Origin of the sequence: Streptococcus suis, from assembly GCF_016775005.1 — a bacterium.
GTDB classification, from domain to species: domain Bacteria; phylum Bacillota; class Bacilli; order Lactobacillales; family Streptococcaceae; genus Streptococcus; species Streptococcus suivaginalis.
The window spans coordinates 56,896-79,043 of sequence record NZ_JAEUXI010000003.1; the positions used below are offsets into that span (position 1 = coordinate 56,896).

Here is a 22,148-nt window from a genome sequence, read left to right on the forward strand (position 1 = left end):
TAAAAAAACACTTACTACAAATGTAGAAATAACATCTTGGAGTTCTATATGAAACACTTAAAATTACTAACATTGACAGCACTAGTCGCAACATCAGTTGGTCTGCACCAAACCGTATCTGTTGCTCAAATCAGTAGAAGCAGCAAAATCCATCGCTTTAAAGGATCTAGGTTTATCAGCCAGTCAAGTTCGCTTCAAAGAAGTTGACCTTGAAAAAGGGATGTACAAAATTGAGGCTGTTGCGAATAACTCCGAATTTGATTACAAGATTAACGGAATAACTGGTCAAATTATGAAGAAAAAAGTGGAATCAAAAAAAGTTGGCAATAGATAAATGTTACAAGGAGTGGGAAACCACTCTTCACTTAACACAATAAAACGACAAATGTAGAAAAAGGAGAATAGTATGTCGAAGAAAGTAGAAACCAAATTTAAACGAATTGAAACCAAGTATATTTTAGACTGTAAGCAGCTTGCAGCAGTTTTAGATGATTTCAAAAATCATTTAGTGGAAGATGACTATCCAACCTCTACCATTTCCAATATTTATTTTGATACCCCAAGCTATCAAATGATCCAAGATTCTGCAGAGAGATTGTGGAAACGAGAAAAAATTCGGATGCGGACCTATGATGCCTATCCGACAGAAGATAGTCAGGTATTTTTAGAAATTAAGAAAAAAGAAAATGGCGTAGGATTGAAGGATCGGTTGACTTCTCGTCCAAAATCGGTTTTGGATTTTATTCATCATTCGATTGTGGATGAAACGATTACCAATCCGACACTATTGGAAACAATGGCAGAATTGCGAGCACGCTATGGAAAAATTGAGCCAATGATGTATATCTACTATGATCGTTTTTCTATGAAGGGCATTGAGGATAAGAAGGTGCGCGTGACGATTGATCAAAATATTCTATATCGTCCATACGATGTTAGCTTGTTTGCAGGAAAGTATGGTTACCCATTGTTGGATGAAAATCAGGTTATTATGGAAATCAAGGTTCCAGAAGTCTACCCAACCTGGTTACAGGCCATCATCGATAAGTATGGCTTGGAAAGAGTTTCATTTTCAAAATATGGAACAGCACACACAAAATTGGTAGAAGAGTTAGCAGAGGAGAAATTAGTTGAAAGAGCAGTTGTTTAAGAGTGTTTTTGACAGTGCTTCAGGGGTAGCAGATCCCATTCAATTAGCTCTCAGTTTAGTGGTTAGTTTGGCATTGGGGATTTTGCTAGCGCTTGTTTACAAACACAAGACCCTTTATTCAAAGGAGTTTGTCATTACCTTGACCATGTTGCCGATGTTGATGGCGATGATTATTTTTATGGTCAATGGCAATTTGGGAACCAGTGTTGCGATCGCAGGAACTTTTGGGATGATTCGTTTTCGTTCCGCAGCAGGTGGAGCTAAGGAGCTCTTATCAGTGTTTATTGCGACAGGAATTGGCTTAGCTTGTGGCATGGGTTTTTTGGTCTTAGCTGCAATTTTTACAGTCTTTGTCTGTTTTGTACTCTTGATATTGGAGAATACAAGCTTTGCAAGGGTGAGTCAAACAAGACGGCAAATTACCATACGTGTTCCCCGAGATTTGGATTACGAGCTTTTATTCGAAGCGACTTTCGTCAATGCCTGCAAGTATGTCGAGCTAGTTGGCATTAAAAACGTAAAAAAATCCAACACGTTGGAATTATCCTACAATGTTGATTTGGATGCTTCTCTAACAGACAAGCAAGTCATTGACCGTCTTTTGGCAATTAATGAAGACATTGAAATCAATATCAGCAAGCTGGCACAAAAGAAAAAAACCTTGTAAGAGATTGGCAACAATCTCTTTTTTCGTATATAATGAAGTCAGAATAGGAGGCAATCACATGCAAAAATTAGGACAGACAGGTTTGGAAGTATCGCGGATTGGTCTGGGCTGTATGCGAATGGCCAGCTTAAGCGAGCAAGAAACGGCTAAGGTATTAGAAACCGTGGTGGAGCAGGGAATTAACTTCTTTGACCATGCCGATATTTATGGCGGCGGTGAGTCAGAAATTCGCTTTTCTCAGGGAGCTAAGTTGGCAGGACTCAAGCGTGAGGATATGATTCTCCAGTCAAAATGCGGCATTCGTAAGGGCTATTTTGATTTTTCCAAGGATCACATTTTGGAGTCTGTGGACGGCATTCTCAAGCGGCTGGGAACGGACTATCTGGATGTTTTGGCCCTCCACCGACCAGATGCCCTTATGGAAGCAGAGGAAGTGGCAGAAGCCTTCCGTCTCTTGAAGCAAGCAGGCAAAGTCCGACACTTTGGAGTCAGCAACCAGAACATATACCAAATGGAGTTGCTCCAGTCTTATCTGGACCAGCCCCTAGCGGTCAACCAACTTCAACTATCGCCTGCCCACACGCCTCTGATTGATGCGGGGCTTCACGTCAATATGAAAGATGATGCGGCGACCATGCGGGATGGCGGCCTCATCGACTACTGTCAACTAAAGAAGATTACCATTCAGGCCTGGTCTCCCTTCCTGATTGACTTGCAGCAGGGGATTTTCGCCAACCACCCTGACTATGCATCCCTTAATCAGACTCTTGGGGAAATAGCAGAGCGGTACCATGTTTCACATGAAACCATTGTCGTAGCTTGGATTTTGAGACATCCATCTAAAATTCAAACCATTGTTGGCTCTATGAATCCAGATCGCCTGAGAAAGATTGCCCAGGCCAGCCAGATTACCCTCACTCGACCAGAATGGTACGAGATTTACAAAAGTGCCGGCAACATCTTGCCATAAGGAGAAAGAAATGAAGTGGAGCTTACGTAGCTTTGACCAACTGACCTTGGACCAGCTATACGCTATCCTAGCCTTGAGAACAGATGTCTTTGTGGTGGAGCAAGCCTGCCCCTATCCAGAAATAGACGGCAAAGACCCAGCCTCCTACCACCTTTTTGCCGAAGAAGCAGGAGAAATGATCGCCTATCTCCGTATCTTGCCAGCTGGACTAAGCTATGAGGAGGCATCGATTGGGCGGGTAGTCATCAGGGCCAGCCACCGCGGAAGAGGATTGGGGAGGCCTATGATGCAAGAGGCGATTGACTATATTGTCCAAGACTTGCAAGAAAGTCAGATTAAGATAGGAGCCCAAGCCTACCTAGAAAATTTTTATCAATCACTGGGCTTTGAGCCAGTTTCGGAAGTCTATCTGGAGGACGGCATTCCTCATTTAGATATGTTGTATGTAAAACCAGCTTTATAAGGCTGGTTTTGTAATTTTCTTGCCAAATTCCCCCAAAAATCAACCGTTTTATGATAGAATGAATGAGTATATTAAAGAGTAAAAGAGGAAGAAAATGAAACGTTCTATGTATGCAGGACGTGTTCGGACAGAGCACATCGGACAAGACATAACTTTGAAAGGTTGGGTTGGGCGTCGCCGTGATTTAGGCGGTCTGATTTTCATCGATTTACGTGACCGTGAAGGGATTATGCAGTTGGTGATTAATCCTGAGTCAGTAGATGCAGAATTGATGGCAAAAGCAGAGGGGCTTCGCTCTGAATTTGTTATTGAGGTGACAGGAACTGTTGTAGCGCGTGAGCAGGCCAATGACGCCATTCCAACAGGAGCGGTTGAGCTACAAGTAAACAGCTTGACAGTTTTGAACACGGCTAAGACAACTCCATTTGAAATTAAGGATGGCATTGAAGCCAGCGATGATACCCGTCTTCGTTACCGTTATTTGGATCTTCGCCGTCCAGAAATGCTCAACAACTTCAAATTACGTGCGGCTGTAACCCACAGCATTCGCAATTATCTGGATGACTTGGAATTTATTGATGTGGAGACGCCAATGTTGACCAAGTCAACACCAGAAGGTGCGCGTGACTACTTGGTGCCATCTCGTGTGTCCAAAGGTCATTTCTATGCCCTTCCACAGAGCCCACAGATTACCAAACAGCTCTTGATGAACGCTGGTTTTGACCGTTACTACCAAATCGTTAAGTGTTTCCGTGATGAGGACTTGCGTGGGGACCGTCAACCTGAGTTTACACAGGTGGACTTGGAAACCTCGTTCTTGAATGAAGTTGAAATCCAAGACATTGTAGAAGGCTTGATTGCTAAGGTCTTGAAAGATACCAAAGGAATTGATGTGACCTTGCCATTTCCTCGTATGGCCTATAATCATGCTATGAACTTCTACGGTTCAGATAAACCAGATACTCGTTTTGAGATGCTTTTACAAGACTTGACAGAACTTGTCAAGGAAGTTGACTTCAAAGTCTTCTCAGAAGCACCAGTTGTCAAAGCCATTGTGGTCAAAGGTTCAGCGGATAGTTACTCCCGTAAAGACATTGATAAATTAACAGAATACGCCAAACAATTTGGTGCCAAGGGACTTGCTTGGGTTAAAGTAGACAAGGGAGAATTAGCGGGTCCAGTTGCTAAGTTCTTGACAGACATTACAGCAAACTTGACAGCAAGTTTACAACTTGAAGATAAGGACCTGGTCCTCTTTGTGGCGGATGAATTGGAAGTAGCCAACAATACCCTGGGAGCTTTGCGTAACCGCTTGGCAAAAGAGCAAGGTTTGATTGACGAAAGCAAATTCAACTTCCTCTGGATTGTAGACTGGCCAATGTTCGAGTGGTCTGAAGAGGAAGGTCGCTACATGAGTGCCCACCACCCATTCACTTTGCCGACGGAAGAAACAGCTCATCATTTGGATGGTGATTTGGCGCAGGTACGTGCAGTTGCCTACGATATTGTTTTGAATGGTTATGAATTGGGTGGCGGTAGCCTTCGTATCAACCAAAAAGACATGCAAGAACGGATGTTCAAGGCTCTTGGTTTCTCAGCTGAAGATGCGCATGAGCAGTTTGGTTTCTTGCTTGAAGCTATGGACTACGGCTTCCCACCACACGGTGGATTGGCTATCGGTTTGGACCGCTTTGTTATGTTATTGGCTGGTGAGGATAATATTCGTGAAGTTATCGCCTTTCCGAAGAATAACAAGGCATCTGATCCGATGACCCAGGCGCCAAGTACAGTTGCATCAGCTCAATTAGAGGAATTAGCATTACAGATTGAACTTGAAAATGAATAGATTTTTCAGAAAACAACGAGTTGTTTTTTTGAGGATGGCTAAAAAGAACAAGTTCTGGTCGATTCTATCAGGAATCTCCAAAGAACGCTATGCGGAACGGATATCGGGGTCCATTATTTATGGACTCCTATCTAGTATTGCGGTCAATTTCTTTTTTCGGCCAGGACAGGTGTATTCCTCAGGCGTAACAGGATTGGCTCAGATTGTTTCTGCTTTAGCAGCTTCTTACGCTGGTTGGAATGTACCGATTGCGGTGGTCTATTACGGTCTGAACATCCCCTTGCTTATCTTAGCTTGGTATAAAATTGGTTATAAATTTACTATCTTTACCTTTATTACGGTATCCTTCAGTTCTTTCTTTATCCAATTTATGCCGCCAGTTACCCTGACGACGGATCCGTTAGTCAATGCTATTTTCGGTGGTCTCATGCTGGGAACTGGGATTGGCTTTGCGCTTAGGAACAATGTATCCAGTGGTGGTACTGATATTGTTTCTATTATTATTCGCAAGAAGACGGGACGTCAAGTTGGCTCCATTTCCTTGATTGTCAACATTATGATTATGTTGATTGCAGGGATGACCTTTGGCTGGCAATATGCCCTATATTCAATGGTTGCGCTGTTTATCTCCAGTCGCATGACAGATGCGATTTTCGTGAAACAAAAACGGATGCAGGCCATGATTATTACCAATCATCCTGAACGAGTCATTAAGAAAATCCATAAGAAGCTCAATCGCGGTGTGACCATTATCAACGGTGCTGAGGGTGCTTATAACCATGAGCAAAAGACGATTCTCATTACCATCATCACTCGTGCAGAGTTCAATGATTTCAAGCAGATTATGAAAAAGGCCGACCCTAAAGCCTTTGTTTCTGTTGCAGATAATGTCAACATCATCGGACATTTTGTGGAAAGTGACTAATTGACAAAACACTACATATAGGAGTACAATAGTATTCGTATTCTATATGTAGTGTTTTTCTTTGGAGAGGAGACTTATGAAACCGACCATTTACCTCGTCTATATTAGTTTGAGTGGCAATACAGAGAGTTTTGTCAAACGCCTGAAAGGCTTTTTCCAATTCCAGACCGACTGGCAGGTGGAGCCCGTTCATGTCAAGGACCTGGTCAAGCAGGACATTCCCTTTTACCAGCTGGATGCTCCTTTTGTCGCCTTTCTTCCCACCTATCTGGAAGGTGGAAATGGTGTTGATAACGGAGATGTGGAGATTCTGACCAATCCCTTGGGTGATTTTATCGCTTTTGGGGACAATGCAGAGCTCTGTCTGGGAGTTGTGGGATCGGGCAATCGCAATTTCAACAACCAATATTGCTTGACAGCCAAGCAATATGCCGAGCGATTTGGCTTTCCTGTGATTGATAACTTCGAACTCCGTGGCCTTCAAAATGATATTGAACGAATCGGTCATAAGATTATAGCCCTCATGGAAGAAAAAGCATAGACGCAAAAAACTCACCGAGTAATCGGTGAGTTTTTAAGGAGATTATGAAAAATATTTAGGATTGACTATAGTATAACCAATCTCGCTCTCCATTTCCTCCGTCTCAAGTCCTATTTTAGCCATTTAAGACACAAATACTTTGTCCGGCAATGGTCAGGATTTGTTGGTCTGGATCATCTACAGCAGGGTAATTGAAGAGGACAGCCTTGTCTTCTTCTTTTTCATAGGTAAAATCGCTTGTAGCAAAGTTGATGATAAATTGGAGAACACCCACTTCCGTCTTCACTTGGTAGCGTAGGACAAATTCCGTCAACCAATAGAAATCACAGGTCTGACCAATCGTGTCATAGCTGGCTTGACTGAGTTCAGGGTATTGCTTGCGAAGAGCAATCAAGGCGCGGATGAACTGGATATGCTCTTGATAATGAACAGCACGGGTCCAGTCCAGGCGGTTAATGGCATCGGTGACATTGTAGGTATTGTCAATCTCATCTTTTGTCCGGAAGAACTCCTGTCCAGCATGGATAAAGGCCAAACCTTGCGAAATCAAGACAAGTTGCAGACCAAAGCTGGCAGCCCGTTTTTGCTGCTGCGGTGTCCAGTCAGGGTTTTCAATATGGAGATAATCAAAGACAGTCGCATTATCATGGCACTCCAGATAGTTGACAGACTGCTCAGGAGACAGGAAGTGGCTGTAATGACTGCCTCCCAGCAGATGCTGGATTTTCTCATGCAAGTTCTTCTCTACCAAACGCTGCGGGTTGAGCAGGAGCTTCTTGAAGGTATCGCGGTAGTCATCATTGAAGAAACCAAGGTCTTCCATTTGACCAGCATTATACTGATGAGCCAGCAGGTCAAAGTCCAAACCAGTCCCCATTTTCCAACCTTCACCGTAGAGGTAGATGTTTGGGTGAAGTTCTTTGAGTTCCGCCGCAATCTCATTCATGGTCTGGATATCCAGGATACCCATGAGGTCAAAGCGGAAGCCGTCAAAACCATAGAGGCTGGTCCATTGACGGAGGGACTGCTTGATATAGTTGCGGACCATGCTGCGTTCGCTGGCGACATCGTTGCCACAGAAGGTTCCGTCCGTCCGGAAACCGTCTTGGTTGTAACGGTAGAAATAGCCGGGAACAATGCGTTCAAAGGCATATTCTTCTGCATGATACACGTGGTTGTAAACCACATCCATGATGACAGAAATATCCGCATCATGATAGGCCTGAATGGCAGCTTGCAATTCGCGAATGCGGGCATAGGGATCGTTTGGCTGGCTGGAGAAAGATCCCTCAGGAACATTGTACTGAACAGGGTCATAGCCCCAGTTGTAAACAGCTTGGGGTTTATTTTCATCCACACTACCAAAGTCATAAAGAGGCAGGAGTTGGATATGAGTTACACCCAGCTGTTTGATATAGTCCATGCCCAGTTTCATACCGTCTAGGACAGGTGATTCGGTCAAGCCAGCAAATTGACTGCGGTGTTGGAATCCAGCCTCTCTTTGTTGTGAAAAGTCACGGACGCTCATTTCATAAACAATGGCTTGGGACATCGGAAGCTGTGTTTTTGCCCGACTTGGTTTAGCCAGTTTTTTGAGATCGATGATGTAGGAATCACCAGAATTGACTTTGGAAGATAGAGCATAAGGGTCGTGGACAGACAGCCATTGGCCGTTGACCTTGTGGAGATAGTGGTAGGACTTGCCTTCCAAATCCCCTGCCACCTGCGCCTGCCAGACGCCTTTTTCTGTCAGGGTCATGGCATGGGGCTGGCCCTCTACCACGACAAAGACAGCCTTGGAAATCGGCCCCCAGAACTTGAAGGAGGTTTCTTGGGCAGTATAGCTAGCCCCTAGGTCATTGCCTGAATAAGTAAAGGTCTTTTCAAATAAAGCAGAGCGGACAATAGCCCCATAGCCCAATTCCACAGCATTGCGGTCTTGGTCGTAGAGAGTATAATTCTCTTGAAGATTGAGGGCGTGAAGGCTGGTCAGATAGTAAATAACCTGCTGGTCATCTTCCAATCGGGAGTGGATAAAGAGATCCACATGTGATTTGGAATTTTCCAAAGAGAAGGACATGGAATCAGAGTCGAAACGCTTTTCCATCACCAAACGGATGCTTGCAACATCCTCTAGATATGCTTGAAATACACGAAGTGCCATGAGCCAAAAGGCTCCTTTCTAAGTTAGAGTTCAGTAATAGTATGTGGAATCACACGACGGTAGCAGACTTGCTTATTTTCTTTGCTATCGTTGATGATTTGGTGGAGAGTATTAAAGGCTACCCGGCCCAATTTAATGGCATGGACATCGACGTAGGCATCGATTGCTAGTTTTGGTTTGACAGAGTCAAAGGAAATAATGGGCAGTTTTACGCCGATTTCTGTGAGATATTGGACAATCCCTTCTGCAACAGAGGTATCGGTGGTCACAATAGCATCCGGTTTTTGCTTGATGAGCTTCCGTGTGATTTTATAGGCGCTATCTTCCAACAAGAAACCAGAGGTAAACTTGACCTTGTTTTCATCCAAGGGGATATTGTGGGCCTTGAGGGCATTTTTATAGCCTTGATAACGGTCTTGTGATACAACTAATTCTTTGTTACCTGCCACAAATGCGATATTTTGAAAACCTTTGTTGATGAAGTAGGTCGTCGCCTCGAATCCTGCTTGAATATTGTCATTATCGACCAAGGAAACAAACGGAGAAGAAGCCTTCCCTAGAATTAAGAAGGGGAAGTTATGCTGAATCGCCAGTTGTACAAGAGGATCATCCGGCTTGGAATAGAGAAAAATCAGCCCGTCAACACGCTTACCGTAGACCATTTGAGAAATAGCTTCTAGGCGCTGCTCTTCGTCCTTACCAGTACTGATCTGGATGGCGTAGTTGTAATCTGCAGCGACCTGAGAGATTCCTCGCAAGGCAGTTGGGAAGAAGGGGTTCTGGTAGAAAATATCCGAATCATCTGGCAAGACAAGGCCGATGACCTGAGTATAACTAGATACCAGACTCCTGGCATTGAGGTTGGGGTGGTAATTGAGTTCCTGCATGGCCTTGCGGACATGGTCCTTTGTTTTTTGGCTGATAGCAGGGCTGTTTTGAATGACCCGTGTTACGGTAGAAGGGGAGACTCCCGCCAATTTGGCAACATCTTTAATTGTTGCGCGCATAAAAACCTCCTAAACTTGATCTCTGAATTTTGTTTTGAAAAAGACCCAAATCAATACCAGAACAAAACAAATGTTTTGCAGGGTTAAGACGGTCGTGACAGCTTGTCCGAAAATCCCCACTAAACAAGCCAATAAGGTTGGCAAACCAAGGCAGTTTAGGCTGAGATTGTAAGCTTCTCGGAAAGAACCGATATGGAAAAAACGTGATTTTTTGGTCAGATAGAGGAATACGCTCGCTCCGACAAGGATGAAGAGGAAATTGGTAGCCAATATCGAGGCAGATAGCAGGGTGATGGACAGACTAATTAGTAAAGGATATTCTTGAAACCAAGCCTTTGAGAGGCTAGCTGTCAGGTTTTCCTTACTATCGAAACTGCTGGCTGTGAACACTTGGTAGGGCAATTCTGCCAGAACATCTGTGCCACTACGAATGATTACCTTCTGTTTGCCGAATTGGTAGGTAAAACCACTAGCAGTGCTGACTTGCTCCCCGAATGTGACACTATCTGTCACACCTTGTCCTGTATAGGTTAATTCCTGATTGGTGAGTTGGGCATGCTCCTTAAGGTCAGCGACAACTTCTTCTGTTAGTGGTGTATAGACACCCTGAACAAAATTTTCCATAGGATAGGTGTCCCAAGAAAGAGGTTGCAAGGAGGCAGGAATGACCAAGAGAGCGATTAGAAAAATAGTCGTAAATAGCCCTTGCCAGACAGTCATTAGCCGGCGATTGGCAAACATCTTTCGAGGCTGGAAGATACTAGCAAAGTAGGAAAAGGGGTAAGGGAACATAAGCACCTTTCTCAATCATGTGGGGCGCTACTCTTATACAACAGTAAAAACAACATATTAAGAGTAGGAAAAGGGAAAAGGTGGGACAAGGTTACCCCTTGTCGCCACCACTTGTTAAACCAGATACAAAGTTCTTTTGTAGGAAGAAGAACAAGATACAGATCGGAAGGGCAATCAGAATCGCACCTGCTGAGAAATAAGCAATCTTCAAGTTTTTCACATCACTAATGAAGGTTTGCAAACCAACAGCAACTGTATAGAATTCTTTTTCACGAAGCAAGAATTTTGATAGGATGTAATCTCCAAATGGTCCCATGAAAGCCCAAAGCGCCTGTACCGCAATCATTGGGCGAACAAGAGGAAGAACGATTTGCCAGAAACGTCTGAAGTGACCAGCACCATCTAGTTTTGCAGATTCATCGAGGGAAATTGGCACCGTATCGAAGTAACCTTTCATGAGCCAAGCGTTCATTGGGATACCACCACCGACATAGAGGAAGATGAGGAACCAGCTTTGGTTGAGCGCGTTGAGCATGAGGGCCATAACGAAGAAGGCAGTAAGAGCCGCCATGGTTGGCACCATTTGAATAATCAAGAAGAAGACCAAACTTTGCTTACGAGCCAAGAAGTTATATCGGCTATAAGCATAACCGGCCAAGACCACAATGCTGGTTTGAACCGCCATGGTCACGAGGGCAATAATCAAGGTATTTAGGTACCAAGTGCCGTAAAGAGTTTCGCTAAAAAGTTTGCTGAAGTTTTCAAGAGTAAAGTTAACAGAACTATCTAACTTGAAGGCCACCACATTCCCTGTCTTGAAGGCTGACAAAATTGTAATCAAGAGTGGGTAGATGATGATGACTGAGAGGGTAATCAAGTAAAGATAGGTCAAGGTCTGGTTGAGACGACGTCTAAATTTCACAGATAATTTCATCTTACACGTCCTCCATTTCAAAGGCATTTAATTTCTTAAAGGCAATCATAGAGATACTGATGACAATCATAGAGATAATCAAGGTTACCGCTGCAGCCATTGAATACTGAGGTGCAGTACCTGTTGTCAATTTATAAATCCATGAAATCAAGATATCAGTTGAACCAGCTCCCCCACCGACGCTACCAGGTCCACCGTTGTTGAAGAGGTAGATGATAGAGAAGTTGTTGAAGTTGAAGGTGTATTGACTGATAAGAGTTGGTGCAGCTACTGCCAAAATCATTGGCAAGGTGATGCTACGGAATTTTTGAATCGGTCCCGCACCATCGATATAAGCTGCCTCATACAAGTCGTTTGGAATAGACTGCAAAATACCCAAGGTCAATACGTAAATATAAGGGAAACCAAGCCAAGCCTGCATCATGATGAGGGCAACTTTTGTCCAGAATGGATCTGTCTTCCAAGGGATGAGGAAGTTATCGATAAATGGCAAGAACTTACTCAAAAACGGCAAGACTTGTGTGTTAATCGCGCCGACACTATCGTTAAACATGTTACTGAAAGTCAAGATAGTTACGAAGGCTGGTACAGCCCAAGGGAGCAAGAAGATAACACCGAAGATGCGTTTGCCCTTGATAAATGGCTGGTTGGCAATAATAGCCGTTAAAATACCGATGACAATTTGAGCGGTTGAAGCAGACAAGGCCCAGATGATTGTCCAAGAAAGGACAGAGCCAAAGGCTGCACGGAAAGTGCTCAATTTCCAGATATTGGTAAAGTTGGTCAAACCAATCCAATCCAAGAGTTTTCCAGGAGGAAGATGTTGGAAATCGTAGTTGGTAAAGGCGATAAAGAGCGTTACGACAACAGGGAAGATAATCGCAAAGGTCATGGCAATGTAAGAAGGGATAATCAAAAGATATGGGAAGCCATTCTCATAGATACCTTTGACCATGTCGTTAAAGCTAGTAGCAACTGGGAAGCCGTTATTCCAACGCTTGGCTGTATCGTGTGCATCTTTCAAATTCAAAGCATAGAAAGCGAGGTACACGACGGTGATAATCAAGTGGAAGGAACCACGGATCAACATAAAGAGGGAATTGTCACGGCCACGCATGTCTCCCAAGGTAATCAAATTGCCCAGCTCACCTGAAGCAATCGTTACAAAGTAGAGAAGGAATGCGATGGTGACACCCAAGAAAATGAACCCTTTGGCCTTCTGTTTGTTATAGATTTGTCCAAGTCCGGGAATAAGGGACAGGAGCAGGGCCTTACCTGGATTTTGTTTTGTCATCATAAAACTCCTTTTTTTGAAATGATCTGGAAAAAAACTTCAAGAAAGTCTTGCCAAATCAGCGCTAGTCAACAGAATTGTTCGGAAACTTCCTCTGTCTATTATAGCAAAATCTGTCTTATAAATAAAGGGGACTGGTCCTATCCAGCCCCGCTTCATTTACCATTTTTACTCGATGAATCTCCAGATGATTGGCAATCATCTGTGATATTAGTGAGTATTATTCACCGTATTTTTGTGCAATGGTATCTTTGATCAATGCAACTGCGTCGCTAGCAGCAGTTTTAGCGTCTTTCGCACCGCTAGCTGCTTCGAAGAGCATGTTACCAGCTGGTTCCCAAACTGTGCTCATTTCAGAAATGTTTGGCATTGGTTGTGCGTTTGCAAATTGATCGATAACAGCTGTTGTCAACTCATCGTTTTTGCTTACTGCATATTTACGAGCTTCTGTGTTAGCAGGAACTTCGTTTGTTGCGTCGTACAATGCTTGTTGTTGTTCTGTTGAAGTCAAGTAGTCAACGAATTTTTGAGCCATTTCAGGGTTTTGTGAACCTGTTGGGATAACCCAAGCCTTACCACCACCGAATGCTTCATAAGCATTTCCGTTTGGAAGAGTAGGAATCATTGCAACACCGTAGTTCACGCCTGCATCTTTGTAAGACGCAGCTTTCCATGGACCTTCGATGATAGCAGCAGCTTTACCTTCTGTAAATTGAGTGTTGATCAAGTTGTTAGCAGCTGTACCGTCTTGGAGACCTTGAGGCCATTTTTCATACCAAGTTTTTGCATATTCAATCGCTTGAACTGCACCTTCGTTTGCAAGACCGATATCAGATGGATCTGTACCGTTTTCACCAAATACATAACCACCGTAACCAGCTAGGAGACCGTAAGTGTAGTAGAAGTTTGTCCAGTCAGCAAGGAAGGCAGTTGTTTTACCACTTTCGCCCTCAAAAGCGTACTTGCTATCTTTTGCCAATGTTTCCAATTCAGCAAAAGTCTTAGGAGCTTCTGCAATCAAGTCTTTGTTGTAGTAGAGAACAAGAGTTTCGATAACTGCTGGTGAACCGTAGACTTTACCGTCGTTTGTAACAAGAGCAGTTGTTGTTTCATCAACCATGCTTGTTTCAGCAAGTGTTACTTCGTTCAATTGACCTTCTGCACCAAGGCTACCTACTCGGTCGTATGGTGCCATCATAACGTCTGGAGCTGAACCAGATTGGTTGTCAAGTGATAAATTGTCCAAACCAGTCAAGGCGTCACCAGTTTTAACGGTTACATCAACGCCATTTTCTTCTTCAAATGTTGTTGCAGCAGCCTCAACATAATCTTTGTAGCCTTCATCAACGTAAATCGTTAATGTTTGAGCCTCTTCTGTAGTTGACTCAGATGAGCTAGATGATGAAGAAGAGCATGCAGCAAGAACAGCAGTAGATGCAGCAAGAAGAGCAGCGCTCTTGAGCAATTTGTGTTTCATGGGATTTCCTCCAAGAATAAAATTTGATGATCTTCGTTCACTAACGCAAACGTTTTCTTAACTTGACATCATTATACACCAAAATGTATCCGCTTGCAAGCGTTTTTAAAAAAATTTTTAAAAAAATTTTTAAGGAGATACTAATTTAGGTGTAATATATAGAAGAAAGTTATCCTTTCGTTTTATTTTCAGGAAAAAATGGCAATTTTTCCTTGATTTGTTAGCGCTGTCATTATATAATGAAAAAGCGGAAACGTTTGCGCTTTCTTGTGCGCAAATACAAAAGGAGAATGCCTATGAAAAAGAGACAAAGTGGCGTATTAATGCACATCTCATCCTTGCCAGGAGGTTACGGAATCGGAAGCCTTGGTCAGGTTGCTTATCAATTTGTAGATTTTTTAGAACGAACCAAGCAACGGTATTGGCAAATTTTGCCTTTGGGGCCAACAAGTTACGGAGACTCGCCGTATCAGTCCTTTTCTGCTTTTGCAGGAAACACACATTTTATTGATTTGGATGCCTTGATTGAAAAAGGTTGGATTTCCAATGAAGATTTGGTTGGTGTGGACTTTGGCCAAAATGAGGTAGAGGTCGATTATGCCAAATTGTTTGAGAATCGTCGCCCTATTTTAGAAAAGGCAGTGCAGAGGATGAAGGCGGAAGGACTGCCGGCTGACTATTGGTCTTTTGCAGAGGAAAATGGTTTTTGGTTGCATACTTTTGCGGAGTACATGGCGATCAAGGAGCATTTTGACCTCAAACCTTGGACGGAGTGGGAAGATCAGGGGGCTCGCCTGCGATACCACGATACTCTAGAGTATTACCGTCATCTTTTGGCGGACCAGATGGATTATCACCGCATCACCCAGTTTTTGTTCTTCAGCCAGTGGCATGCTTTGAAGGCTTACGCCAATGCCAAAGGGATCGAGTTTGTTGGAGATATGCCAATCTATATCGCAGCTGATTCAGCTGATATGTGGGCCAACCCACACTTCTTTAAGACGGATGAAGAAGGCAAGCCAAGTGTGGTTGCAGGATGCCCACCAGATGCCTTTTCAGAAATCGGCCAGCTTTGGGGCAATCCTATCTATGATTGGGAAGCTATGAAGCAGGACGGCTTTACTTGGTGGGTGGCTCGCTTGCGAGAATCCTTCAAGATTTATGACATGGTACGTATCGACCACTTTATCGGCTTTGCCTCTTTCTGGGAAATTCCAGCAGGCGAAGAGACAGCTGTCAATGGCTATCGTGTAGAAGCGCCTGGCTTTGAGTTATTTGAGACCATCAAGCGGGAGTTGGGTGATTTGAACATTATCGCTGAAGATTTGGGTTCTGTAACGGATAAGGTTATTCAGTTGCGTGAAACAACCGGCTTCCCTGGTATGAAAGTGCTCCAGTTTGCATTTGATCCAGAAGGGGACAGTATCGAAATGCCGCACAATCACCGTAACAATGTTGTGGCCTATACAGGTACCCATGATAACGACACAATTTTAGGTTGGTACCAATCAGACACTAGTCCAGCATCACGCGCATTTCTGGACCGTTATAGCAATCGAACAGAAGGTGAAACGGTTAACCATGCTCTCTTCCGACTTCTCTTTGGCTCCCCAGCCTTTATGACAGTAGTAACCATGCAGGATTTACTGCATTTGGACGGTACTGCGAGAATGAATTTACCAAATACCTTGGGAGGAAACTGGGCTTGGAGAATGACTGCTGAACAGTTGACATCAGAGGTTGAATCTATGTTGTTAGATCTGACGACAATCTACCGACGCGAAAATGTGAAGATAGCAGAAAAGCTGTCCTAGAGCTATTTTTGTCGTTATAGTGCTATTTCTTGACCAATTTTTTGTAAAAGTGTATACTAACTATAGTCAGTATTTGTTGTTCAAAACAAATACATGAATGGAATCTTTTTTATAAAAAACGTGAAAAACCGGTTTTCCTAAAAATGGTTCCGGATATAAAGGTATTCGTTAGAGTTCCTTTCCTATCATTCCCTCAAAAAAACTGACCATAGGTCAGTTTTTTTGTTGCCTAGGTGTAATTGATTGCATAGAAAAAAAGCTGATTACTCAGCTTTTTTCTTACATTTTTTCAGGAGCTTGCACACCTAGGAGACGAAGAGATTCCTTGAGGACAAGGCCAGTTGCATAAGCCAAAGCCAGTCGACTATCGCGTTCAGGGCTTTCATCCAAGATACGAGTGTGTGCGTAGTACTTGTTGAAGGCTTGTGCCAGGTTAATAGCATATTTAGCGATGAGTGATGGATCAAACTTATTGCCAGCACGTTCTACAACAGTTGAGAAGTTTTGGATGTGTTTGATGATTTCCCAGCTTTCTGCGTCGGCTAGTTTGTAGTCATTTTCTGCGCTTGGAATAAAGTTTGCTTTGCGCAGGATAGACTGGATGCGGGCGTATGCGTATTGCACATAAGGACCTGTCTCACCTTCAAAGGAAACCATGGCTTCCAGGTCAAAGTCGTAGCCGTTGTCACGGTCGGTTTTAAGATCGTAAAACTTAACAGCGCCGACACCAACTGCGTGCGCCACTTCTTCCTTGTTTTCAAGGTCAGGGTTTTTGGCCTCGATTTGAGTGAGGGCACGTGAAATGGCTTCGTCAAGAGTTGGCTCGAGCAGGATGATGTTTCCTTTACGAGTAGAGAGCTTTTTCTTATCCTTGGTTACCAAACCGAAGGTGATATGTGTCATATCGTCGCTCCAGTCGTAATCCATTTCTTTCAAAACGGCCTTCAGTTGTTTGAAGTGATTGATTTGCTCTTGGCCAACGACATAGAGGCTTTTCACGAAGTCATAGGTTCGTTTGCGGTACATAGCTGTCGCCATATCGCGCGTGATATAAAGAGTCGCACCGTCTGTTTTTCGGATGAGAGCTGGTGGAAGATTGTAGCTCTCAAGGTCAACGATTTGTGCGCCTTTTGATTCTTTAAGGAGTCCTTTTTCTTCTAGGATTTGGATGCCTTCATCCATCTTGTCGTTATAGAAGGCTTCGCCATTGAAACTGTCGAATTGGACACCTAGCTTGTCGTAGATGCGGTTAAATTCGACCAAGCTTTCATCACGGAACCATTGCCACAATTCCAAGGCTTCTTGGTCACCATCTTCCAATTTTTTGAACCATTGGCGTGCTTCTTCATCCAATTCAGGCTTTTCTTCAGCTTCAGCATTGATTCGAACATACAGTTTGAGCAACTCAGCGATTGGATTAGCTTCGACGGCGGCCTTATCACCCCAGAGTTTGTAAGCAACGATCAACATACCAAATTGCTTGCCCCAGTCTCCCAAGTGGTTGATACGGATAGGATTGTAGCCTAGCTTTGCATGGATGTTGGCAAGGGCATCTCCGATAACGGTTGAACGTAAATGCCCAACCGAGAAAGGCTTAGCAATGTTTGGACTAGACATGTCGATGGTAACATTATGGCCTTGACCGATGTTGGCTTGACCGTACTGCTCTTTTTCAGTGATGACTTGGGTCAAAACCTGATGAGAGATTGCTGCTTTATCGAAGAAGAAGTTGACATAAGGACCAGTTGCAAGGACTTTTTCAAAACCAGAGGTGTCCAGTTTTTCGACGATATCTGTTGCAATGGCTTGTGGTGCCTTACGTTCGATTTTTGCCAAGGAGAAGGCGGGAAAGGCTAAGTCGCCCATTTCTGATGATTTTGGTGTTTCCAGTAGAGAATAAATGGTTTCTAATTCTAGATTGGGTAAAACAGCTGCCAAACGTTCAGCAACTACTTGTTTTTGATTCATAATTCTTCCTCCAATTTCATTCTTCTATTCTACCACAAAATGTCAACAGATAGCGTAAAAAATGATATAATGGCACTATAAATAGACAGCAAGAGGTAGAAAAATGAGCAAGCGAATTCGTCACCAACGAATTAAGAAAATGATTACAGAGCAAAAGATTGGTCGCCAGGCAGACATTCAATTAGGGTTAGAGGCTGAAGGGATTCGAGTGACTCAAACGACCCTTTCGCGCGACTTGCGAGAACTGGGGCTGATTAAGCTCTATGAGGACGGTCAGGCTTACTATGCCTTGCCAGAGAAAGAAGAAGTGACTGTTTTTGGACAACGCTTGGCCCAGTATGCCGTCAAGCTTGAACGCGCCAGCTTTATCCTTGTCTTGCACTGCGAAGTGGGAGAGGCTGCCCTGATGGCAAACATTATCGATGCTGAAAAGCCTGCCCATATATTGGGGACCTTGGCGGGAGCAGATACGCTGTTGGTTATCTGTCGTGATGAGGCAGCTGCTCAGCAGGTAGAAGATGAAATCAGTGTTTATATTGATGGGGGAAGAGGGTAGGCTATGGCAGTAGAGAAAATTTCCCCAGGCATGCAGCAGTATCTGGATATAAAAGCACAGTATCCAGATGCTTTTTTGCTTTTCCGTATGGGAGACTTTTATGAGTTATTTTATGAAGATGCGGTAGAAGCGGCGCAGATTTTGGAACTGTCCCTGACCAGTCGGAATAAGAATGCGGAGAATCCGATTCCTATGGCGGGGGTACCGTATCACGCGGCCCAGCAGTACATTGATACTCTGGTAGAGTTGGGTCACAAGGTGGCGATTGCTGAGCAGATGGAAGATCCTAAGCAGGCAGTCGGCGTGGTCAAGCGGGAAGTGGTGCAGGTCATTACTCCTGGTACGGTAACAGACTCGTCCAAAATGGGAGCAGACAGTAACTATTTAGTTGCGATTGACCGTCAGGGAGTGCAGTTCGCACTTTCTTATATGGATGTGTCAACAGGTCAATTTTTCGTGACTAGTTTGGATGATTTTACTAGTCTTTGCGGTGAAATCCGCAATTTACGAGCACGTGAATTGGTCATCGGCTATGCTCTGTCGGAGGAAGAAGAGCAGGTCTTCTCCAATCAGATGAACTTGTTGCTGTCTTTTGAAGATGAGGTGACAGAGGATGTCCAGCTGATTGATAACTCCTTGACAGACTTGGAAAAGGCTGCGGCTGGGAAACTCCTCAGCTACCTGCACCGGACACAGATGCGGGATTTGAGCCACTTGCAGAAGGTGGTCCATTATGAAATCAAGGACTATCTGCAAATGGACTATGCAACCAAGTCCAGTCTGGACCTGCTTGAAAACGGTCGGACAGGTAAGAAGCATGGTAGTTTGTACTGGTTGCTAGACGAAACAAAGACAGCCATGGGTATGCGACTATTGCGGACATGGATTGATCGTCCCTTGATTGACCTTAAGCGGATTGAGAATCGTCAGGCTGTCGTTCAGGTTTTTCTGGATTACTTCTTTGAACGGAGTGACTTGGTCGAGGCTTTGAAGGGTGTCTATGACATCGAACGCTTGGCCAGTCGGGTGTCTTTTGGAAAAACCATGCCCAAAGATCTCTTGCAGCTCTCCCAGACTTTGGGAAATATCCCAGCAATCAAGAATATCTTGCTACAAATCAATGAGCCTGCTCTAGGCAATCTGGTGGTTGGATTGGACCCAATCCCAGAACTGCATGCTCTCATCAGCTCTGCTATTGACCCAGAAGCCCAAGGGACCATCACAGATGGAAACATCATCCGTACGGGCTTTGACGAAACGCTGGATCAGTACCGTCTGGTCATGCGTGAGGGAGCGGGTTGGATTGCGGAGATTGAGGCCAAGGAGCGTGAAGCGTCTGGTATCAACAATCTTAAGATTGATTACAATAAAAAAGACGGTTACTATTTCCATGTGACCAATTCCAATCTGGGCAATGTGCCTAGTCATTTCTTCCGTAAGGCGACCTTGAAAAACTCGGAGCGCTATGGAACGGAAGAGTTGGCTAAGATCGAAGGGCAGATGTTGGAGGCGCGTGATAAGTCTGCTAATTTGGAGTACGAGATTTTCATGCGGATTCGCCAAGAGGTTGAGAAGTATATCGGTCGCTTGCAGAAGTTGGCTCGGACCATTGCAACCATCGACGTTTTGCAGGCTTTTGCAGTTGTGGCGGAGCAGCAACATTTGGTTTGTCCACGCTTTACAGATCAAAGAGAATTGACCATCGACCGTGGACGTCATGCAGTGGTGGAGAAGGTCATGGGCAAGCAGACCTACATTCCAAACTCTATTCATTTAGATACTGATACGCATATGCAACTGATTACTGGTCCAAACATGAGCGGTAAGTCTACCTATATGCGGCAGTTGGCGGTTATCGTCATTCTGGCGCAGATGGGCTCCTATGTGCCTGCGGATCAGGCTGCATTGCCGATTTTCGATGCTATTTTCACCCGTATTGGGGCAGCAGACGACTTGGTCAGCGGACAGTCCACCTTTATGGTCGAGATGATGGAGGCCAATAAGGCGGTCCGTCTGGCGACAGATCGTTCGCTCATCCTCTTTGACGAACTTGGACGGGGAACGGCCACCTATGACGGTATGGCTCTGGCCCAGTCTATCATCGAGTACATCCACGACAAGATTGGTGCCAAGACTCTCTTTGCTACCCACTACCATGAGTTGACAGACCTTAGCCAGACCTTGGAACACTTAGAGAATGTCCATGTATCGACCTTGGAGAAAGACGGCCAAGTCACCTTCCTTCACAAGATTGCACAAGGCCCAGCTGACAAGTCCTACGGGATTCATGTGGCTAAGATTGCGGGAATGCCAGAGGAACTATTGCAGCGGGCGGATAGGATTTTGCAGACGCTTGAAAACCAAGCCCCTACTGCACCAACTCACCCAGTTCCGACAGTAGTGGAAGAGCCGTCAGGTCAACTTGACCTCTTCGCAGACACGCCTTCTCACCCAGTCCTCGATGAACTGGCAAAACTGGACATCTACAATATGACCCCAATGGAAGTCATGATGGCAGTTGCGGAGTTGAAGAAAAAATTATAAGACAATGAAAGTCAGGACAGCTGTTCTGGCTTTTTTGCCGTTTAGCTTAGGAATATGACCACATAGTCAAAAGCCCTTGAAACCAGTAAAGAAATGGTGTTTAATAGGGTCAGAAAGAGAAGGGAGAGAAGATGAAAGTAAAACTAGCTATTTCACCAGAGATTTTGGAAGACTTAGTGACTATTGAGGCTCAAACCATGTCTGAGCAGATTACGCAGTTGGTGACCTATGTTCAAAATCTAGACAAGCAGGCTTCCAGGTTGACGGTCAAAAAAGGAGAGCAGGTCTATCTTTTGGAACATGATGAGATTGTCAGGATCTACTTGGAAGACAAAATCTTACAGGTGGAAACGGTGGGAGATTCCTTTACTTCCAACCTACGCTTGTATCAGGTTAAGGAGGAGTTGCCGGTCAATTTCTTACAAATTTCCCAGTCGGAAATCATTCACATCAAGCAATTGGACCACCTCAAGTTGACAGCCAATGGTCTGGTCAAATTGGTCATGAAAAACGGCTCTGTCACCTATTCGTCTCGACGTTATTTAAAATCCATCAAAGAAAGGTTAGGACTATGAAAAAATACATCTTATCAGTCAGTTTAGGCGTTACAATTGGAACCATTATCTCTATCATCACATCTGCCGTCTTCGGACAAGGAGCTTATCTTCCGCTCAATCCCTTTTCAACCATGGGGGTTTACTACCTAAGCAATTTTAATCAGGTAACCGTTATGCTCATCTGTGTGCTGACTTGGGCGGCAATCGGTCTCTTGTTTCAGCTGGCAGACAAGATTTTTGAACAGGATTGGAGCCTTTTGCGAATGACTGCGACACATTTTTGCATCACAGCTTTAGGCTTCACACCGTTGAGTATTTTGGCAGGTTGGTTTCCTGTGAAACTAGGTGCTCTTTTCTTCTTCTGGTTTATCTTTGTCTTGATATACGCTCTGCTATTTCTTCTAAATTATCGGAAAATGGAGCGACACATCGAGGAGATCAATGGAAAATTGTAGGCGGAGGGCAATCTGTGGTATAAT

At 44.2% G+C, this 22,148-nt stretch carries 19 protein-coding genes and 1 pseudogene; 13 read left to right on the forward strand and 7 right to left on the reverse strand.

All coding sequences use genetic code 11. From position 1 onward, the window contains the following. Positions 1–121: 121 nt before the first annotated feature. From JNG37_RS03895 to nrdI, 8 genes and pseudogenes are all read left to right on the forward strand, one after another. On the forward strand, positions 122–334 hold the full coding sequence (locus JNG37_RS03895; protein ID WP_158456191.1) for a hypothetical protein: 213 nt from the start codon (positions 122–124) through the stop codon (positions 332–334). A 72-nt stretch (positions 335–406) separates the two neighbouring features. Then, positions 407–1,150, forward strand: a complete 744-nt coding sequence (locus tag JNG37_RS03900) for a polyphosphate polymerase domain-containing protein (RefSeq protein ID WP_158456193.1) — start codon at positions 407–409, stop codon at positions 1,148–1,150. Then, a complete protein-coding gene (locus tag JNG37_RS03905) occupies positions 1,131–1,817 on the forward strand; it encodes a DUF4956 domain-containing protein (protein ID WP_158456195.1) in 687 nt (228 codons plus the stop codon). Before JNG37_RS03900 ends, JNG37_RS03905 begins: the two co-directional genes overlap by 20 nt. A gap of 58 nt (positions 1,818–1,875) precedes the next feature. Beyond that, complete coding sequence (locus tag JNG37_RS03910) at positions 1,876–2,787, forward strand: aldo/keto reductase (protein ID WP_158456197.1); 912 nt, start codon at positions 1,876–1,878, stop codon at positions 2,785–2,787. A 10-nt stretch (positions 2,788–2,797) separates the two neighbouring features. After that, complete coding sequence (locus tag JNG37_RS03915; RefSeq protein WP_158456199.1) at positions 2,798–3,250, forward strand: GNAT family N-acetyltransferase; 453 nt, start codon at positions 2,798–2,800, stop codon at positions 3,248–3,250. A 94-nt stretch (positions 3,251–3,344) separates the two neighbouring features. Beyond that, the gene (gene aspS, locus JNG37_RS03920) at positions 3,345–5,096 is read left to right on the forward strand and encodes an aspartate--tRNA ligase (RefSeq protein WP_158456201.1); all 1,752 of its coding nucleotides are present in this window, start codon (positions 3,345–3,347) and stop codon (positions 5,094–5,096) included. Between the two features lie 64 nt (positions 5,097–5,160). Further along, positions 5,161–6,021, forward strand: a pseudogene (locus tag JNG37_RS03925) (YitT family protein); the annotation flags it as partial. A 76-nt stretch (positions 6,022–6,097) separates the two neighbouring features. Next, positions 6,098–6,562 carry a class Ib ribonucleoside-diphosphate reductase assembly flavoprotein NrdI gene (gene nrdI, locus JNG37_RS03930; RefSeq protein WP_158456205.1) on the forward strand — a complete coding sequence of 155 codons (465 nt, stop codon included), beginning with the start codon at positions 6,098–6,100 and terminating at the stop codon, positions 6,560–6,562. A 115-nt stretch (positions 6,563–6,677) separates the two neighbouring features. Here the strand turns inward: nrdI and pulA are convergent, their stop codons facing one another. The 6 genes from pulA to JNG37_RS03960 all read right to left on the reverse strand — a co-directional run bounded on the left by pulA (position 6,678) and on the right by JNG37_RS03960 (position 14,230). Next, positions 6,678–8,726: a type I pullulanase gene (pulA, locus tag JNG37_RS03935; RefSeq protein WP_158456207.1), complete on the reverse strand. Its 2,049-nt coding sequence runs from the start codon at positions 8,724–8,726 to the stop codon at positions 6,678–6,680. Positions 8,727–8,749: 23 nt separating this feature from the next. Continuing rightward, positions 8,750–9,733: a LacI family DNA-binding transcriptional regulator gene (locus JNG37_RS03940; protein ID WP_158456209.1), complete on the reverse strand. Its 984-nt coding sequence runs from the start codon at positions 9,731–9,733 to the stop codon at positions 8,750–8,752. A gap of 9 nt (positions 9,734–9,742) precedes the next feature. Next, positions 9,743–10,474 carry a hypothetical protein gene (locus JNG37_RS03945; protein ID WP_238336249.1) on the reverse strand — a complete coding sequence of 244 codons (732 nt, stop codon included), beginning with the start codon at positions 10,472–10,474 and terminating at the stop codon, positions 9,743–9,745. 142 nt (positions 10,475–10,616) lie between these two features. Next, the gene (locus tag JNG37_RS03950) at positions 10,617–11,459 is read right to left on the reverse strand and encodes a sugar ABC transporter permease (RefSeq protein ID WP_158456213.1); all 843 of its coding nucleotides are present in this window, start codon (positions 11,457–11,459) and stop codon (positions 10,617–10,619) included. A gap of 1 nt (position 11,460) precedes the next feature. After that, positions 11,461–12,753, reverse strand: coding sequence for an ABC transporter permease subunit (locus JNG37_RS03955; protein WP_449276435.1), 1,293 nt, complete (start codon positions 12,751–12,753; stop codon positions 11,461–11,463). Positions 12,754–12,973: 220 nt separating this feature from the next. After that, the gene (locus JNG37_RS03960) at positions 12,974–14,230 is read right to left on the reverse strand and encodes an extracellular solute-binding protein (protein WP_158456217.1); all 1,257 of its coding nucleotides are present in this window, start codon (positions 14,228–14,230) and stop codon (positions 12,974–12,976) included. A 239-nt stretch (positions 14,231–14,469) separates the two neighbouring features. Here JNG37_RS03960 and malQ point away from each other — a divergent pair, with 239 nt between their 5' ends. Further along, positions 14,470–16,044 carry a 4-alpha-glucanotransferase gene (gene malQ / locus JNG37_RS03965; protein ID WP_158456219.1) on the forward strand — a complete coding sequence of 525 codons (1,575 nt, stop codon included), beginning with the start codon at positions 14,470–14,472 and terminating at the stop codon, positions 16,042–16,044. A gap of 279 nt (positions 16,045–16,323) precedes the next feature. Here the strand turns inward: malQ and argS are convergent, their stop codons facing one another. Continuing rightward, positions 16,324–18,012: an arginine--tRNA ligase gene (gene argS / locus JNG37_RS03970; protein WP_158456221.1), complete on the reverse strand. Its 1,689-nt coding sequence runs from the start codon at positions 18,010–18,012 to the stop codon at positions 16,324–16,326. A gap of 103 nt (positions 18,013–18,115) precedes the next feature. Between argS and argR the strand changes: the two genes are divergently transcribed. From argR to JNG37_RS03990, 4 genes are all read left to right on the forward strand, one after another. Continuing rightward, a complete protein-coding gene (gene argR, locus JNG37_RS03975) occupies positions 18,116–18,568 on the forward strand; it encodes an arginine repressor (RefSeq protein WP_158456223.1) in 453 nt (150 codons plus the stop codon). 3 nt (positions 18,569–18,571) lie between these two features. Continuing rightward, positions 18,572–21,112: a DNA mismatch repair protein MutS gene (mutS, locus tag JNG37_RS03980; RefSeq protein ID WP_158456225.1), complete on the forward strand. Its 2,541-nt coding sequence runs from the start codon at positions 18,572–18,574 to the stop codon at positions 21,110–21,112. Positions 21,113–21,243: 131 nt separating this feature from the next. Then, positions 21,244–21,687, forward strand: a complete 444-nt coding sequence (locus tag JNG37_RS03985; RefSeq protein WP_158456227.1) for a LytTR family DNA-binding domain-containing protein — start codon at positions 21,244–21,246, stop codon at positions 21,685–21,687. Further along, a complete protein-coding gene (locus JNG37_RS03990; RefSeq protein ID WP_158456229.1) occupies positions 21,684–22,124 on the forward strand; it encodes a DUF3021 domain-containing protein in 441 nt (146 codons plus the stop codon). The genes JNG37_RS03985 and JNG37_RS03990 overlap by 4 nt, the downstream gene beginning before the upstream one ends. The last annotated feature ends 24 nt before the right edge of the window (positions 22,125–22,148 follow it).

Coding starts and splice junctions, on each gene's coding strand:
- JNG37_RS03900 (WP_158456193.1), top strand. CDS start 407: ATGTCGAAGAAAGTAGAAACCAAATTTAAACGAATTGAAACCAAGTAT.
- JNG37_RS03910 (WP_158456197.1), top strand. CDS start 1,876: ATGCAAAAATTAGGACAGACAGGTTTGGAAGTATCGCGGATTGGTCTG.
- JNG37_RS03915 (WP_158456199.1), top strand. CDS start 2,798: ATGAAGTGGAGCTTACGTAGCTTTGACCAACTGACCTTGGACCAGCTA.
- aspS (WP_158456201.1), top strand. CDS start 3,345: ATGAAACGTTCTATGTATGCAGGACGTGTTCGGACAGAGCACATCGGA.
- nrdI (WP_158456205.1), top strand. CDS start 6,098: ATGAAACCGACCATTTACCTCGTCTATATTAGTTTGAGTGGCAATACA.
- pulA (WP_158456207.1), bottom strand. CDS start 8,726: ATGGCACTTCGTGTATTTCAAGCATATCTAGAGGATGTTGCAAGCATC.
- JNG37_RS03940 (WP_158456209.1), bottom strand. CDS start 9,733: ATGCGCGCAACAATTAAAGATGTTGCCAAATTGGCGGGAGTCTCCCCT.
- JNG37_RS03945 (WP_238336249.1), bottom strand. CDS start 10,474: ATGTTTGCCAATCGCCGGCTAATGACTGTCTGGCAAGGGCTATTTACG.
- JNG37_RS03950 (WP_158456213.1), bottom strand. CDS start 11,459: ATGAAATTATCTGTGAAATTTAGACGTCGTCTCAACCAGACCTTGACC.
- JNG37_RS03955 (WP_449276435.1), bottom strand. CDS start 12,753: ATGACAAAACAAAATCCAGGTAAGGCCCTGCTCCTGTCCCTTATTCCC.
- JNG37_RS03960 (WP_158456217.1), bottom strand. CDS start 14,230: ATGAAACACAAATTGCTCAAGAGCGCTGCTCTTCTTGCTGCATCTACT.
- malQ (WP_158456219.1), top strand. CDS start 14,470: ATGAAAAAGCGGAAACGTTTGCGCTTTCTTGTGCGCAAATACAAAAGG.
- argS (WP_158456221.1), bottom strand. CDS start 18,012: ATGAATCAAAAACAAGTAGTTGCTGAACGTTTGGCAGCTGTTTTACCC.
- argR (WP_158456223.1), top strand. CDS start 18,116: ATGAGCAAGCGAATTCGTCACCAACGAATTAAGAAAATGATTACAGAG.
- mutS (WP_158456225.1), top strand. CDS start 18,572: ATGGCAGTAGAGAAAATTTCCCCAGGCATGCAGCAGTATCTGGATATA.
- JNG37_RS03985 (WP_158456227.1), top strand. CDS start 21,244: ATGAAAGTAAAACTAGCTATTTCACCAGAGATTTTGGAAGACTTAGTG.
- JNG37_RS03990 (WP_158456229.1), top strand. CDS start 21,684: ATGAAAAAATACATCTTATCAGTCAGTTTAGGCGTTACAATTGGAACC.